This window comes from Mesorhizobium sp. C277A (assembly GCF_040324395.1).
Classification (GTDB): Bacteria; Pseudomonadota; Alphaproteobacteria; order Rhizobiales; family Rhizobiaceae; genus Mesorhizobium.
On sequence record NZ_JAMYVW010000002.1, the window covers coordinates 4496883 to 4510533 of the forward strand.

At 63.2% G+C, this 13651-nt stretch carries 19 protein-coding genes; 7 read left to right on the forward strand and 12 right to left on the reverse strand.

Going from position 1 to position 13651, the window contains the following annotated elements; translation table 11 throughout:
- Positions 1-324: 324 nt before the first annotated feature.
- Positions 325-1335, reverse strand: a complete 1011-nt coding sequence (locus NKK52_RS22125) for an NAD(P)H-quinone oxidoreductase (RefSeq protein WP_032903975.1) — start codon at positions 1333-1335, stop codon at positions 325-327.
- Between the two features lie 136 nt (positions 1336-1471).
- On the opposite strand from NKK52_RS22125, the gene NKK52_RS22130 reads away from it, so the two are divergent.
- From NKK52_RS22130 to NKK52_RS22140, 3 genes are all read left to right on the forward strand, one after another.
- A complete protein-coding gene (locus NKK52_RS22130; RefSeq protein WP_023670145.1) occupies positions 1472-1666 on the forward strand; it encodes a DUF1192 domain-containing protein in 195 nt (64 codons plus the stop codon).
- A 96-nt stretch (positions 1667-1762) separates the two neighbouring features.
- Entirely contained in the window at positions 1763-3001 is a 1239-nt protein-coding gene (locus NKK52_RS22135; RefSeq protein WP_023683997.1) for an MFS transporter, read from the forward strand.
- A gap of 32 nt (positions 3002-3033) precedes the next feature.
- Positions 3034-3297, forward strand: coding sequence for an ArsR/SmtB family transcription factor (locus NKK52_RS22140; RefSeq protein WP_023690079.1), 264 nt, complete (start codon positions 3034-3036; stop codon positions 3295-3297).
- Between the two features lie 29 nt (positions 3298-3326).
- On the opposite strand, the gene NKK52_RS22145 is transcribed toward NKK52_RS22140, so the two are convergent.
- The 5 genes from NKK52_RS22145 to NKK52_RS22165 all read right to left on the reverse strand — a co-directional run bounded on the left by NKK52_RS22145 (position 3327) and on the right by NKK52_RS22165 (position 6134).
- Positions 3327-3551 (reverse strand): SRPBCC domain-containing protein, encoded by a 225-nt coding sequence (locus NKK52_RS22145; protein WP_023699360.1) that lies wholly within the window; start codon positions 3549-3551, stop codon positions 3327-3329.
- Between the two features lie 246 nt (positions 3552-3797).
- Entirely contained in the window at positions 3798-4172 is a 375-nt protein-coding gene (locus tag NKK52_RS22150; protein WP_032887163.1) for a nuclear transport factor 2 family protein, read from the reverse strand.
- 23 nt (positions 4173-4195) lie between these two features.
- The gene (locus NKK52_RS22155; RefSeq protein WP_023699361.1) at positions 4196-4522 is read right to left on the reverse strand and encodes an ArsR/SmtB family transcription factor; all 327 of its coding nucleotides are present in this window, start codon (positions 4520-4522) and stop codon (positions 4196-4198) included.
- Positions 4523-4527: 5 nt separating this feature from the next.
- Positions 4528-5184: a glutathione S-transferase family protein gene (locus NKK52_RS22160; protein WP_023683999.1), complete on the reverse strand. Its 657-nt coding sequence runs from the start codon at positions 5182-5184 to the stop codon at positions 4528-4530.
- 116 nt (positions 5185-5300) lie between these two features.
- Entirely contained in the window at positions 5301-6134 is an 834-nt protein-coding gene (locus tag NKK52_RS22165; RefSeq protein WP_023684000.1) for an alpha/beta fold hydrolase, read from the reverse strand.
- Positions 6135-6249: 115 nt separating this feature from the next.
- Here NKK52_RS22165 and NKK52_RS22170 point away from each other — a divergent pair, with 115 nt between their 5' ends.
- The 3 genes from NKK52_RS22170 to NKK52_RS22180 all read left to right on the forward strand — a co-directional run bounded on the left by NKK52_RS22170 (position 6250) and on the right by NKK52_RS22180 (position 7697).
- A complete protein-coding gene (locus NKK52_RS22170) occupies positions 6250-6777 on the forward strand; it encodes a winged helix-turn-helix transcriptional regulator (RefSeq protein WP_023684001.1) in 528 nt (175 codons plus the stop codon).
- 79 nt (positions 6778-6856) lie between these two features.
- Complete coding sequence (locus NKK52_RS22175; protein ID WP_023684002.1) at positions 6857-7090, forward strand: hypothetical protein; 234 nt, start codon at positions 6857-6859, stop codon at positions 7088-7090.
- 175 nt (positions 7091-7265) lie between these two features.
- Positions 7266-7697: a GlcG/HbpS family heme-binding protein gene (locus NKK52_RS22180; protein WP_023684003.1), complete on the forward strand. Its 432-nt coding sequence runs from the start codon at positions 7266-7268 to the stop codon at positions 7695-7697.
- Between the two features lie 122 nt (positions 7698-7819).
- Here the strand turns inward: NKK52_RS22180 and NKK52_RS22185 are convergent, their stop codons facing one another.
- The 4 genes from NKK52_RS22185 to NKK52_RS22200 form a co-directional block, all read right to left on the reverse strand.
- Positions 7820-8221, reverse strand: a complete 402-nt coding sequence (locus NKK52_RS22185; RefSeq protein WP_023670154.1) for a hypothetical protein — start codon at positions 8219-8221, stop codon at positions 7820-7822.
- A gap of 192 nt (positions 8222-8413) precedes the next feature.
- The gene (locus tag NKK52_RS22190) at positions 8414-9361 is read right to left on the reverse strand and encodes an agmatinase (RefSeq protein WP_023684004.1); all 948 of its coding nucleotides are present in this window, start codon (positions 9359-9361) and stop codon (positions 8414-8416) included.
- Between the two features lie 199 nt (positions 9362-9560).
- Positions 9561-9743, reverse strand: a complete 183-nt coding sequence (gene rpmF / locus NKK52_RS22195; protein WP_008834724.1) for a 50S ribosomal protein L32 — start codon at positions 9741-9743, stop codon at positions 9561-9563.
- Positions 9744-9896: 153 nt separating this feature from the next.
- Positions 9897-10604 carry a transglycosylase domain-containing protein gene (locus NKK52_RS22200; protein ID WP_050591984.1) on the reverse strand — a complete coding sequence of 236 codons (708 nt, stop codon included), beginning with the start codon at positions 10602-10604 and terminating at the stop codon, positions 9897-9899.
- A 132-nt stretch (positions 10605-10736) separates the two neighbouring features.
- Here NKK52_RS22200 and NKK52_RS22205 point away from each other — a divergent pair, with 132 nt between their 5' ends.
- Complete coding sequence (locus tag NKK52_RS22205) at positions 10737-11654, forward strand: polyprenyl synthetase family protein (protein ID WP_023684007.1); 918 nt, start codon at positions 10737-10739, stop codon at positions 11652-11654.
- 96 nt (positions 11655-11750) lie between these two features.
- Here NKK52_RS22205 and NKK52_RS22210 read toward each other — a convergent pair whose 3' ends face one another.
- Positions 11751-12752, reverse strand: coding sequence for an NADP-dependent oxidoreductase (locus NKK52_RS22210; protein ID WP_023684008.1), 1002 nt, complete (start codon positions 12750-12752; stop codon positions 11751-11753).
- 68 nt (positions 12753-12820) lie between these two features.
- Positions 12821-13636 carry an oxidoreductase gene (locus NKK52_RS22215; protein ID WP_023684009.1) on the reverse strand — a complete coding sequence of 272 codons (816 nt, stop codon included), beginning with the start codon at positions 13634-13636 and terminating at the stop codon, positions 12821-12823.
- Positions 13637-13651: the final 15 nt, after the last annotated feature.

The window sequence follows — 13651 nt, forward strand, 5'->3', positions numbered from 1 at the left end:
CGATGACGCTTAGATAGGCAGTGCTGCCCACGAATTGAACAGACGTCTTTGCATAGCCGCAATGCAAATGCTGCATTGCAGCATTAAGCTTGTGTTCATCTTGCCGACAGGCTGAGCGCGGAGCATGGCGCGAGGTTCAGGTCAGGCCGAGCAGAGAATGGCGGCTCCCGAGAACCGGAGCGAAGCGTACTTCAGTACGAAGCACCGGCCTACGCCGGCCGTAGCCTTAACTGCCGCAACGCCTCATGAGGGCTTCGGCCGGCGAAGGCCGGAAGCGCAGGGAGCCGCCATTCGCAGGCCGGCCTCGCCTAAATCTCGCCCCATCTAGCCGACGTCGAGAACGATCTTGCCTATATGCTCGCCCTCTTCCATGCGCTCATGCGCCCGCCAGGCGTCGGTCAGCGGGAAGATCATGTCCATCACCGGCGCTACCTTCCGGGTGCCGAGCAGCGGCCACACCTGTGCTTCCAGTGCGGCGGCGAGCGCCGCCTTGAACTCGACCGTGCGAGGCCGCAGCGTCGAGCCGGTGTGGGTCAGCCGCTTGACCATGATTTTCGAGAAATCGGCGCTCGCCACCGCGCCGGCCTGGACGGCGATCTGGACGATCCTGCCCTCGACCGCGGCGGCCTCGTAGTTGCGCGCGATATAGTCGCCGCCGACCATGTCGAGAATGACGTCGGCCCCCTTGCCGCCGGTCGCATCCTTGACCGCCGCGACGAAATCCTCCTCGCGGTAGTTGATCGCCCGGTCGGCGCCGAGTTTCAGGCAGGCGTCGCATTTTTCCTTGCTGCCGGCGGTGGTGACGACATAGGCGCCGAAGGCCGACGCCAGCTGGATCGCCGTGGTGCCGATGCCCGATGAGCCGCCATGGACCAGCAGCGTCTCACCCTTTTTCAGGCCGCCGCGCTCGAACACATTGTGCCAGACGGTGAAATAGTTTTCCGGAACCGCGGCCGCCTCCGTGTGGGTGAAGCCGGCGGGCAGCGGCAGCACGCTGCCGGCATGAACCTTTACATATTCGGCATAACCACCCCCCGGCGTCAGCGCGCAGACCCGGTCGCCGATGCGCCAGCGCGATATGTCGTCGCCAAGGACGGCCACTTCGCCCGATGCCTCGAGACCGGGCAGGTCGGAAGCGCCGGGCGGCGCCGGATAGGCGCCCTTGCGCTGCTGCACGTCGGGGCGGTTGACGCCGGCCGCACGCACCCGGATCAGGATTTCGCCGGGACCAGGCACCGGCACGTCGCGCGTTTCCGGTTTCAGCACCCGCGGCCCGCCCGGTTGCGAGATTGCAATGGCCGTCATCGTGGCTGGAATTTTATGTCCGCTCGCCATGAAATTTCCCGTCTCGGTCCGCCGGCTGCCAGCTTCTTGCCGGCTGTTTGCATCTACGCCCCTGCCCTATGTATGCTGATTGCCGGATCAGGCAAATGGCCAAATCAGCCCCAATACTGAATAGGGAGGAGCGACGATGGCGATCTTCGACGACGAACCCAAGAAGAAAGCCCGCCCGCATGAGATCGGACAGGATCTGTCGCTGCTTTCGGTCGGTGACCTGACCGAACGGATCAGCATCCTGCGCGAGGAGATTGCCCGGCTCGAAGCCGAGCTCCAGACCAAGGGCAGCACCAAATCGGCGGCCGAAGCCCTGTTTCGCCGCGGCTAGTTTTCGCGTTAGTTTCGGCGTTGAGCATCCGCCGCCGAAAAGCCCGAATGCGCCTGTCTTCAGACCCCGCCACCGAATCTCCAGACGGATCAAACAATGTTTGCAAGCTACAGGCCGATCCTCTCGCTGCTTCGCGGCACCGCTTTCCTGCTCGCGGCTTCGGGATTGCACGGCCTGTTGTTGCCGTTGCGCGGCCAGCTCGAAGGGTTTTCGACCGCATCGCTCGGCCTGATGGGCACGGCCTGGGCCGGTGGCTTCGTCACCGGCTGCTTCTTCGCACCGCGCCTGGTGCGCCGCGCCGGCCACGTCCGGGCGTTCGGCGCCTTTGCCGCTTCGGGCGCCATCGTGGCGTTGCTTACCGGCCTGATCATCGACGAATATGTCTGGATCCTGCTGCGCGCCTTCACCGGCTTCACCATGGCCGGAGCCTTCATGGTCATCGAAAGCTGGCTGAACGAGAAGGCCACCAACGAGAACCGCGGCACCGTCTTCGGCCTCTACATGATGGTCACCTATGCCTCGATCATGGGCGGCCAGATGATCGTTGCCGGCGGCGACGTCAGATCGGCATCGCTGTTCATGATCACCGGCATATTGTTCTGCCTGTCGCTGATCCCGACCGCGGTGTCGTCGGCTTCGTCTCCCAAGCCTTTGCAGGACGTCAAGCTCGACGTCAAAGGTCTCTACGCCAACTCGCCGGTGTCGGCGATCGCCTGCCTGTTGGTCGGCATCGCCAATGGCGCCTGGGGCACGCTTGGCGCCGTCTACGGCGCCCGTATCGGCATCTCCACCGCCCAGATCGCACTGATGATGAGCCTTGTCGTTATTGCCGGCGCGGCCATGCAGCTTCCGGCCGGACGCCTCTCCGACAAGACCGACCGCCGTTTCGTGCTGGCGGGCGCGGCTTTCGGCGCCGCACTGTTCGCCATCCTGATCTTCCTGTTCGAACCGCGTTCCGCCGTCCTCGTCATTGTCTTCGCCGCTGCCTACGGCGCCTTTGCCTACACGCTCTATTCGATCGCCGTGGCGCATGCCAACGACCACGCCCGATCGGAGGATTTCGTCAAGGTCTCGGGCGGCCTGCTGCTTCTGTATGGCTTCGGAACCATGATCGGGCCCTTGCTGGCTGCCGCCCTGATGGGCTGGCTCCGCCCCGAAGGCCTGTTCCTGGCCACCGCGCTGGCGCATCTCAGCCTCGCCGCCTACACGTTGCTGCGCATCAGCCGCCGCGCGCCGGTGCCGATCGAAGACCGCGATGCCTTCAAGACCCAGCCGGCCGATCGCTCGGTCACCCCTGAAGCACTGCGGCTCAGAAAAGCGGAAGCCGACGGTTGAGATTTGAAAAGCTTTGCCCCACAAGTATAGGCATGATCTTTTCTGACGCCTTCATGGCGATTGCCGACCCCAACCGGCGCTATCTTCTGGAAGAGCTCCGGCGTGGCCCGAAAACCGTCAACGAGCTGGCTTCGGGCCTTCCAGTCTCCCGCCCGGCCGTGTCCCAGCACTTGAAAGTGTTGCTGGACGCCGGTCTGGTTCAGGCCAGGGCCGAGGGCACGAGGCGCGTCTATACAGTCAGCAGTGCCGGCTTCCTCAAGCTCAATATTTGGCTTGATCAGTTCTGGGAAGCATAGGCCGAGATTCCAGCTCGCCTCCCTGGCTTTCAAGTGTCCGTTGCCAGCGCCTTGCCCAGCGCATCGAGCAGGAATCCGGTACCATGCTCGCGCGATGACGGTGTGTCGTGCCCATCGAGAAACGCGCCCTGCTCGGTGAGCACCAGACGCGTGCCCGTGCCTTCCGGGCGAAGCTCAATTGTCGCCAGCGAAACCGAGATTCTGACATCACCGAACAGCATGTCGTAGCTGTAGACGATGCGTTGGTTGGGCACGATGTCCTGATAGGTGGCGGTATAGGTGTGGATCGGCCCGTCCTTCGGCCCGCCGGCTGACCGCCGACGCGAAAATCCATTTCGTGCCTGTGGGTCATCGGGTTGTCGGGGTCGGCGAACCAGCGCCGCTTGGCGGCCGGATCGCTGAGCGCGAAATAGACTTTCGCCGGTGCAAATGGATAGAGGCGCTCGAGGACGAAGGTGGAGTGGACGACGGATCGTTCGGCCATGGTCAGGTCCTCTAGGTCAGCTTGATGGTTTCTGCGCGACGAAGACGCCGTCGCGATAGGACGCGCCGAAATAGACTTCGACGGCGCGCAACCTGTCGTCATGGAACAGATGCAGTTCGGTGTTGCGGAAGGTCTTTCCGTCCGCCGTCTCGCAGCGATAGAGGACAAAGGCGGCGTCCTCGTCCTCGCATATCCGCTCGATGACGATCGAGCTGAAGGCCGGGCTGTCCGGCCAGCAGCGCTCGAAATAGGTCGCACGGTCGATGGCGTCGTCATAGGGGCTGGTGAAGGTGAAATCGTCGGCGAGCACCGCCGCGACGGCAGCCTTGTTATTCGCCTGGTAGGCGGAAAAATAGCCGCGGATCAACTCCGCTCTGCTTTTGCCGGGCATGGTCATTTCTCCTCTGCTTCAGGTCATTCGGTCCCGGCGAGAAAATCGCCGAGCCGGTCGAGCCGACGCTCCCATGTCAGCCGCCGTTCGTTGATCCAGTGTTCTGCGCTGCGCAGCGCCTGCGGCGCGATCTGGCAGGTGCGCACGCGGCCGAGCTTTTCCGAGCGCACCAGCCCGCTTGCTTCGAGCACGTTGAGATGCTGGACGACGGCCGACAGCGACATCGCCAGCGGTTCGGCCAACTGGCTGACCGAGGCCGGCCCACGCGACAGCCGTTCGACCATGCTGCGCCTGGCCGGGTCTGCGAGCGCCTGGAACATCAGGTCGAGCTGGGCGGGATCGTGCAGCATCGCGATCAGCCGTTATTGTAGGGAAAGAACTTGAAGTAGGGCTGCGCCTCCTCGACCACCCGGGCGAAGGACGGCCGCTTGAGCAGGCGGTCGTGGTAGTGTTTCACGGCCGGATAGCTGTCGCCGAACGGCTCGACCTTGTTGGCGTAGAACAGCGCCGGCGAGGCCGCGCAGTCGGCCATGGTGAAGGTGGGGCCGGCCGCCCAGATTTTCGAACGCATCTCCTCCTCGATGATCGCATAGGCGTTGCGCAGTTGCGCGCGCGCTTCCTCGACCCCGAACGGATCGGTCTTGTCCTGCGGGCGCAACCTGTCGCCGACGATCTTCTGCATCGGAGCCTGCACGTAGAAATCGTAGAAACGGTCGGCCTGGCGGACCTGGAGAGCAAGGTCGGCCTCGGCCGGGATGAGCTCGACCGGCCCGGGATAATGCGCGGCCAGATATTCGATGACGATGGTCGATTCCAGCACCGTGCGATTGCGTGCATCGTCACGCAGCGCCGGCATCTTGCCGGTCGGCGACACCTTCAGGAATGCTGCCCGCGACTGCTCGTCGCCGAGGTCGACGATAACCGGCGTGAAGGGCGTGTCGTTCTCGTAGAACGCAATCAGCGGTTTCCAGCAGAACGATGCCAGCGGATGGAAATGGAAGGTCAGGGACATTTTTTGCTCGTCTGTTTGTGGTTCGCCGATGCTGGAGCGGTGCCAGCCTGCGCCGACACTGAAGCAATTACTTAACTATTTCCGTGAGGCGAATGTGTCAAGGTTCCAGACTGCCTTCAGGGTTTGGTATGCGTGACGATGGCGGCAACGATCGTGCCCCAGTCGTCGGGATGCAGTTCGTGGCCACCGCCTTCGACGCGGACAAGCCGCCCGCCGGCAACAGCGTCGGCAAGGGCTGCGCCATGCTCGACCGGAAAGATCGGATCCGATGTCCCGTGAATGACGAGCAGCGGAACCTTGATCTCGCGCAGGCGTCCTTTCAGATCCTCGCAGCTCTTCAGCATGAAATGGTTAGTCGCGCTCAGGAAGCCGCCGGATCGGTCGTAGTCCCGTTCGACGAACGCCCGCATCGCCTTCTCGTCGAAGTGATGCGCGGTGCTGGCGATCACACGCGCATCCTTGACGACGAAGCCGACCACCTGGTCGCGGTTCGACCAGTCGACTCTGGCGCCATCGGCCGAGTGCTCCATATAGGCTTCGGTCGTTCCCGGCAGCTGCGATGTGTCGATCCCCACCGGCGAACTGCTGATTACGGTCAGCGAGATGACACGCAAGGGATGTTTCAACACCAGTCGTTGCGCGATCATGCCGCCCATCGACATCCCGATCACATGCGCCTTGCCGATGCCGCAACTGTCGAGGACGCGCACCGCATCGTCCGCCATGTCGTCGAACGTATACGGCGGCTCGCCCGGCGTATATTTGGTCGACAGGCCGGTGTCACGATTGTCGTAGCGGATCACGAAGTGGCCTTCGCCGGCGAGCTTTTTGCAGAGCGCCTCCGGCCACCAGAGCATCGAGGCCATGGCGCCCATGATCAGCAGAATGGCTGGATCTCCGGGATCGCCAAACGTCTGGGAGACGATTTCGGGTGCTGCGGCCCTTGTCATGGGACTCTCCTCCTATCGGCCAATCAAAGGCCAATCAAACTGGTTGCATTTTGCAATCGGTTGCACGATAATAAAACTGATACGATAATGCAACCGGTTTTTTGAGGAGAGTCGGATGAAAACCGAACACCGCTCGGGATGCCCTATCAATCTGTCGCTGGAAGTGTTCGGCGATCGCTGGAGCCTGATCATCCTGCGCGACATGATTTTTGGCGGCAAACGCCACTTTCGCGAACTGCTCAACGGCTCGATCGAGGGCATCGCTTCCAATATCCTGGCCGACCGGATGAAGCGGCTGATGGAACTCGGCATGCTGACCAAGGCCGACGACCCCTCGCACAAGCAGAAGGCGATCTACAGCCTGACCGAGATGGCCATCACGCTGGTGCCGATCATGGCGCATCTCGGCGCTTGGGGCCGCGTCTGGCTGCCGGTGAGCGAGGAGCTTTCGATCCGCGCCGAGCTGCTGGAGAAAGGCGGGCCGCCAATGTGGGAGCAGTTCATGGACGAGTTGCGCCACGACCATCTGGGCACGCCTGTCGCCACACCCGCGCAGCCTTCCGTCCGCGCTACATTGCAGGCCGGATATGAGGCGGTGGTAGCCCGCAAGGCGTCGAGCGGCATCGAGGCCCCGGCCGCTTGACCAACTTATTTCCCCATTATCAGGCCGGCTCTGCTATCAAGGGGCTGAAAAACATAATTTACGGGATTGGATAACGCTCTTGGTCGAGAACTCTAAGGATACTGCCCGCGCCAGGGCAGATATGCGTTTCAAGAAGCAGGAAGAGGCAGCCACGGTGCGGCAAAAGGCGATGGCGGAGTATGTCGCCGAGGCCGACGCCCGCCAGGCCAAGACCAACAAGCTCCGGGCATTGCGCCTTGCCAAGGAAGCGGAAGACCTCGCCAACGCCCCTGCCGTTCCGGTCAAGAAAGCGCCCCGAGCCAAGAAAAAATAGCGCGGCCTTCTTCATCGACGCCCGATCTGGATGCCGGCGGATCGTATCCGCCATGTGCCACGATCAGCAATGCCCGCCATTTCCGCTTTCCCACGCGAAGCAATTTCAACCGCAACCGGGATTTCGCATCCCGCATGTCAGGCGATGATTGACGCGTTTTGATCAGGAGACAGCCATGACCGCACTGACCCTCGAAAAAGCCAAGCACATCATCGACGCCGCCTTCGCCAAGGGCGCCGAGCTGAAGCTCAAGCCGCTCGGCGTTTCCGTGCTGGACGCCGGCGCGCATCTCGTCGCCTTCCAGCGTCAGGACGGAGCCTCGTTCCTGCGCCCGCAAATGTCGGCCGGCAAGGCCTATGGCGCGCTCGCCATCGGCATGGGCTCGCGCCGTGTCGAGGCTTTCGCCAAGGAGCGGCCGCATCTCGTCGCCGGCATTTCCGACGTCTCGGGTGGACGCGTGTTGCCAGTCGTCGGCGGCGTGCTGATCCGCGACAAGGCAGGCGCCGCCATCGGCGCCGTCGGAATTTCGGGCGATACGTCGGACAATGACGAGGCCGCCGCCATCGCTGGCATCGAAGCCGCCGGCTTCACCGCCGATCCGGGCTGAGGGGGAGCTTCGTCATCCCAGGGCGAAGCAGGAGCGAAGCTACGCGGCGCAGACCCCGGGATGACGACCAGAAAGAGCAGCCACGCCAATCGCGAACGGATGCGACCATCCAACGAAGGCGGCTAGTTCAAATTTATGTCTCTACTCGCCGACCGCATCGACACCGAAAACCCGGCCAGCACATCGAACAGGGCGATCACCATCAGCGTGAAGAAGACGGAGTGCGCCGCGCCCTTCACCAGCAGGAACTCGACCAGGAACGCCACGAAGACCAGCGTCGACAACAGATGGTCCATGATCGAGGCGTTCGTGGTGCGCACCGACTTCACCATTTCGAGGAACAGGAAGATCAGCCCGATCACCACCATCAGGTCGCCGAGCGTCATCGAGAACACCCCGCCCGACATCATGCTGAACGAGAAGATCTCGGTCGCCCACGGATCGTCGCCGCTGCCGAATATTCCGAGGAGTCCGAGATTGTAGGCCACGAAGGGCACGATCAGCAGCGGGATGGCACCGAACATCAGGCGTCTCCTCTAGCAATTCCAGGAAAGCGGTTTCCCAAGGAATTGCCTAAACAATGGGGGCACCTTCTGTAGAATGCCCCGCAGGCACGCCGTCAAGATTTTTCGCTAGCGCCCGCAAACACGGAAAAAGACCGCGCGAAACAACCCTGTCAGCCACAGTTGCCCGGCTGACCACCGACACGCCGGGATTCAGCGCTTGAACTGGCCTGTCCGCACGGCGGCGCCGATAGCGTTGAGGATTAAAAGGCCGGCGGTCATCGAGGTGATCTCGTTGACGTCGCGCGCCGGCGCGATCTCGACGATGTCGATGCCGACGACACGTCCCTTGGCGAACAGCCCCTTGATCAGCTCGATTGTCTGCCGGTAGCTGATACCGCCAGGCGCCGGCCCTTCGACCGCCGGCATGACAGCGGGATCGAGACCGTCGGCATCGATGGTCAGGTAATAGCGGCCACCGTCCGGGATGCGCTTGAGCAGCGCCGCCGTACCGATATCCTGCCATTCATTGGCGGTGACGATGTTGGAGCCGTAGGCGCGGGCCGCCTCGACCTCCTCGAGCCGGGCGCTGCCCTGGCCGCGGATGCCGAGCTGGAAAATCCCGGCTATATGCGCCATCTCCGAAGCGCGGCGGATGGGGCTGGAATAGCCTTCCCTGACCCCGTTGACATTGTCGCGCCAGTCGAGATGGGCATCGATCTGAACCAGGGTGATCGGCCCTTCGCCGTCAAGCGCCCGCAGGATCGGGATTGGAATGCCGTGATCGCCGCCAATGGTGATCGGCAAGGCGCCGGCGACGCGGATCTTGCGGATCGCCGTTTCGGCCAACCTGTAGTGGCTGCCGGCGGCATCGCCGGGGACATCGCCGACATCGACCACCTTGACGTCCTGCCCGTCGAACAGGGTTCCGCCGATGTCGAAATCATAGCGGTCGAGCCCGAGGCTGATGCGCTGCGAGGCGCGCCGCACCGCGGTCGGCGCGTTGGTCTGGTCGTTGACCAGCTCGTCGATCGTGTAGGGACTGCCGTAAGGCATGCCGATGATGGCGACATCCGCCTTCAGCGCATCGAGGTCCTCGACCAGCGGGAAGTTCATGAAGGTCTGGAAGACATCGCGGGGTGCTGTGGTGAGCTTGGTCATGCGGTCCCTCTGAAGCCGGTCGATCATCGCGCGGAAGCGCCGCGACAAGGCATGCGGACTCAATACAGCACCGCCGCCGCAGCTTGTATCGCCACGGACGCCCGGTCTTTGGCATAGTTGGCGGCGCGGCGCGCACCAAACGCAAAAAAACCGGCCAATGGCCGGTTCTTTTAGGCATCAAACCCTTCGAAAGCTGGTCTCAGCTTTCCTTGGGCGTCAGCACCTGGCGACCGCGATACATGCCGGTCTTCAGGTCGATATGGTGCGGGCGGCGCATTTCGCCGGAATTCTTGTCCTCGACATAGGTCGGGGCCTTGAGAGCGTCGGCCGAGCGGCGCATGCCGCGCTTGGACGGAGAGGTTTTTCGTTTCGGAACGGCCATGGATATGCTCCACTACATGGTCAAAATGCCCCGATAGCCCTCGTGAAAGGGCCGCGTCAGGGCCATAATCTGAGAAAGTCGGGTGCCTATACACGCCCTGCGCCGTTTTGGCCAGCACCGTGGCGATTTTTTTTGAGCCGGCAGCGGTTCGACCTAATCAAGACAACCGACATACGCGCCCGAACGGCCGGCGCGGCGTTCGATCAGCGACGCCAGGCGCAGCAGACCCGGACCGGGCTTGGCCGGATTGCGGGCGATCGGATTGGGCAACGAGACGGCGAGCAATGCCGCCTGCCGCCGCGACAGCTGTTTGGCCGAAACGCCGAAATGATGCTGCGCCGCCGCCTCGATGCCGTAAATGCCCGGCCCCCATTCGGCGATGTTGAGATAGATTTCCATGATCCGCCGTTTCGACATCACCGCATCGAAATAGACGGCCAGCGGCAGTTCGACCACCTTGCGCACCGAGCCCAGCGGCCGCGACCACAGGAAAAGGTTCTTCACCGTCTGCATGGTGATGGTCGAGGCGCCGCGCGTCGCCTCGCCGGCCAGCGCATCGTCGACGACGCCGCGCAATTCGCCGAGATCGATGCCGCGATGGAAGCAGAACTGACCGTCCTCCGACATGATCACCGAATTGGCCAGCACCGGCGACACATCGTCGATCGACACCCAACGCCGGTCGTAACCGGAGAAGGTCGCGAGGTCTTTGACCATCAAGGTCGATATCGGATGCACGAAGGACGGCAGATAGAGGAAGGTCAGCCCAATGGGTATCGCCGCCAGCACGACGGCGACGACCAGGCCGCGCCGTGCCAGGCGCTTCAGACCGGCGCGGTTCACGCGCCTTGGTCGCGCCATCTCAAACCCTTCGGTTTCATGATCGACGATCGGTTCCGTCAAGCCGCCCCCACCCGCGCCACTCTCCCGCCTCCGGCATAATGGCGCGAGGCTTCTTGCGCAACGTCTGAGTGTCGGCTACCGCTCCCGGCCATGACGAAAGACGAGCAATTGGCCTTTGAGGCCGCACTTCTGGGGCGGGCGGCGGCGATCGAGGCCGGGCTCAGGCTGCTGCTCGACGGCCGCACGCTTGCCGGCGAGATCGCCCGGCCGGAGCGTCTGATGGCGGCCATGCGCCATGGCGTGCTGAACGGCGGCAAGCGGCTGCGCCCCTTCCTGGTCATGGAAAGTGCCGCCCTTTTTGGCGCCGATGGCGAGGCGGCGATGCGCGTGGCGGCGGCGCTCGAATGCGTGCATTGCTATTCGCTGATCCATGACGATCTGCCTGCCATGGACGACGACGATCTGCGCCGCGGCCAGCCGACCGTGCACAAGGCCTTCGATGAAGCCACCGCCATCCTTGCCGGCGATGCGCTTCTGACGCTTGCCTTTGATGTCCTCGCCGATGAGGCGACGGCGCTGCCGGCGGAGCGCAGGGCGGCACTGGTGCTGGCGCTGGCGCGCGCGGCCGGCACTGGGGGCATGGTCGGCGGGCAGACGCTCGACCTCGAAGCCGAGCGCAGCAGGCCGGACGAAGCCGGCATTATCCGGCTGCAGGCGATGAAAACCGGCGCGCTGATCCGCTTCGCCTGCGAAGCCGGCGCGATCATTGCCGGCGCCGCACCGCAGGACCGCGACCGGCTGGCCGAATTCGGCTCGGCGGTCGGGCTTGCCTTCCAGCTCGCCGACGACCTGCTCGACCTGACCGCCGATGCCAGCCAGATGGGCAAGGCGACCGGCAAGGACGCAGCCGCCGGCAAGGCGACGCTGGTGGCGCTGCATGGCGCGAACTGGGCGCGCAGCCAGCTCCATGGGCTGGTCAAGCAGGCCCATGAATTGCTCGAGCCTTACGGCGGACAGGCAGCCTTGCTGAAGGCAGCGGCAAGCTTCGTGGCAATCCGCAACAACTGAGGTTTGGGCGATCGGATGCCGAACCGTTTTCGGAATTTGTCGGCCTTGCGCTGCCTTGCTTGGTGTCTCTCAAATGCCCCAAAGCAATTGGGCGCGCTATCTGACCTTGACGACGACCTTGCCCTTGGCGCGTCCTGTTTCGACGTAAGCCAGCGCCTCATTGGTCGCTTCAAAAGGAAAGACCCTGTCGACGACCGGGCGAATCGCCCCATCTTCGATGAGGGACGTGATTTTGCTCAGTTGCTCACCTTGCGCCGACATGAACAGGAACGAAAATCCCACGCCCCGGCGCTTGGCTTTGGTCCTGATACCACGGCTCAGCAGCCGCAGCAGCAGCCTTAGCATCACGTTCAGTCCCTGTTTCCTGGCAAATTCGGGATCCGGAGGACCGGAAATCGAGATGAGCTTCCCACCCGGTTTCAGCACAGTCAGGGATTTCTCAAGCGTCTTGGCGTCCTGGCTGTTCAGGACGACGTCGTAGCCCGACAGGATTTTCTCGAAGTCGTCCTTCCTGTAGTCGACGACGACATCGGCGCCGAGATCCCTGACCAGATCGTTGCTTGCCGCGCCCGCTGTTGTCGCAACGATCGCGCCGAGGTGCTTTGCCAACTGGATGGCGAATGTCCCCACGCCGCCGGAGCCAGCCTGGATGAAGATCTTCTGGCCTGTCTTCAGACCCGCCCTCTCGATGAGAGCCTGCCAGGCGGTCAGACCGACCAGCGGGATCGAGGCCGCCTCTTCCATGCTGAGGTTCGCCGGCTTCAGCGCCACGTCGGCTTCATCGATTGCGATGAATTCGGCCAATGTCCCGATCCGGCCGTCGCGCGGCCGCGCATAGACGGCGTCGCCGGGTTTGAATTTGCGGACTTTCGAGCCCACCCTGACAACCCTCCCGGCAACGTCGTGACCGAGGATGAAGGGCCGGCGATAGGGAAGGACGAGTTTGAATTCGCCGGTCCTGATTTTGGAATCCAGCAGGTTCACCCCGGCGGCATGGACCTCGACCAGGACGTCATTGTCCAGCAGCTCCGGCTCCGGCATCTCGGCCAGCCGCAAAATGCCTTTCTTGCTATATTTATCGACAACGAATGCCTTCATGGCAGTGACTTTCTGAGAGTGTCCGTTGGTGTGCCGTTTGTGTGTGAAATTCTCCGTCCCACCGTTGTTCAGACCGGCAGGCGGAATTGCTTGCGCAAGGTCTTGTCGAACATCCCCGCGGGGGCGAAGCGGCGCAGCAGGCTGACCTGGCGCGCTGCCTTCCCTGCGGTATAGCGCCGTCGCGGACGGGCGTCGGTCGCTGCCTTGACGACCACATCCGCCACCACTTCCGGCCGATCGGCTTTGGGCATCACATCGGCAAGCAGCGCCTTGAGACCGGCGCGCGCCTGATCGTAGTCCTTCAACAGGGAATCCGGCTCGATGCCGTTCTGGTCGAAGACGGTGCGCACGAATGCCGGCTCGATGACCGAGACGCGAATGTTGAAGGCGCGAACCTCATGATCGAGCGATTCCGAATAGCCCTCCAGCGCGTGCTTGACCGCCGAGTAGTGCGCTGAGTATGGCGCGGGCACCCATCCTAGAATCGAGCCGATGTTGACGATGCGCCCTTGGCCGCGGCGCCGCATCGACGGCAACACCGCATTGGTCATGCGCATGACGCCGAACAGATTGACGTCGAACAGAGCCTGCACCTGTGCGACCGAAGATTCCTCGGCGCCGCCAAGCAGGCCGACACCGGCATTGTTCACCAGCAGATCGATACGACCGGTCTGGGCCAGCACGGTTGCAACGAGGGCGCTGACGGACTCCCCGTCGGTCACGTCGCAGGTCAGCATGGACACCTTAGCCGGGCCGTTGCCGGCCTTGCTGCGGCTTGTCCCGAAGACGGTATACCCCGCCCGCGCCAAGGCCTCGGCACTGGCGCGGCCGATGCCCGAAGAGGCTCCGGTCACGACTGCGGTCTTTCCAGAGTTCGCATTCATTTTTTATGCTCCAAA

Excerpts from the sequence above, each read along its gene's own strand:
- NKK52_RS22125 (WP_032903975.1), bottom strand. The coding sequence starts at position 1,335 with ATGGCGAGCGGACATAAAATTCCAGCCACGATGACGGCCATTGCAATC.
- NKK52_RS22130 (WP_023670145.1), top strand. The coding sequence starts at position 1,472 with ATGGCGATCTTCGACGACGAACCCAAGAAGAAAGCCCGCCCGCATGAG.
- NKK52_RS22135 (WP_023683997.1), top strand. The coding sequence starts at position 1,763 with ATGTTTGCAAGCTACAGGCCGATCCTCTCGCTGCTTCGCGGCACCGCT.
- NKK52_RS22140 (WP_023690079.1), top strand. The coding sequence starts at position 3,034 with ATGATCTTTTCTGACGCCTTCATGGCGATTGCCGACCCCAACCGGCGC.
- NKK52_RS22150 (WP_032887163.1), bottom strand. The coding sequence starts at position 4,172 with ATGCCCGGCAAAAGCAGAGCGGAGTTGATCCGCGGCTATTTTTCCGCC.
- NKK52_RS22155 (WP_023699361.1), bottom strand. The coding sequence starts at position 4,522 with ATGCTGCACGATCCCGCCCAGCTCGACCTGATGTTCCAGGCGCTCGCA.
- NKK52_RS22160 (WP_023683999.1), bottom strand. The coding sequence starts at position 5,184 with ATGTCCCTGACCTTCCATTTCCATCCGCTGGCATCGTTCTGCTGGAAA.
- NKK52_RS22165 (WP_023684000.1), bottom strand. The coding sequence starts at position 6,134 with ATGACAAGGGCCGCAGCACCCGAAATCGTCTCCCAGACGTTTGGCGAT.
- NKK52_RS22170 (WP_023684001.1), top strand. The coding sequence starts at position 6,250 with ATGAAAACCGAACACCGCTCGGGATGCCCTATCAATCTGTCGCTGGAA.
- NKK52_RS22180 (WP_023684003.1), top strand. The coding sequence starts at position 7,266 with ATGACCGCACTGACCCTCGAAAAAGCCAAGCACATCATCGACGCCGCC.
- NKK52_RS22185 (WP_023670154.1), bottom strand. The coding sequence starts at position 8,221 with ATGTTCGGTGCCATCCCGCTGCTGATCGTGCCCTTCGTGGCCTACAAT.
- NKK52_RS22190 (WP_023684004.1), bottom strand. The coding sequence starts at position 9,361 with ATGACCAAGCTCACCACAGCACCCCGCGATGTCTTCCAGACCTTCATG.
- rpmF (WP_008834724.1), bottom strand. The coding sequence starts at position 9,743 with ATGGCCGTTCCGAAACGAAAAACCTCTCCGTCCAAGCGCGGCATGCGC.
- NKK52_RS22200 (WP_050591984.1), bottom strand. The coding sequence starts at position 10,604 with ATGGCGCGACCAAGGCGCGTGAACCGCGCCGGTCTGAAGCGCCTGGCA.
- NKK52_RS22205 (WP_023684007.1), top strand. The coding sequence starts at position 10,737 with ATGACGAAAGACGAGCAATTGGCCTTTGAGGCCGCACTTCTGGGGCGG.
- NKK52_RS22210 (WP_023684008.1), bottom strand. The coding sequence starts at position 12,752 with ATGAAGGCATTCGTTGTCGATAAATATAGCAAGAAAGGCATTTTGCGG.
- NKK52_RS22215 (WP_023684009.1), bottom strand. The coding sequence starts at position 13,636 with ATGAATGCGAACTCTGGAAAGACCGCAGTCGTGACCGGAGCCTCTTCG.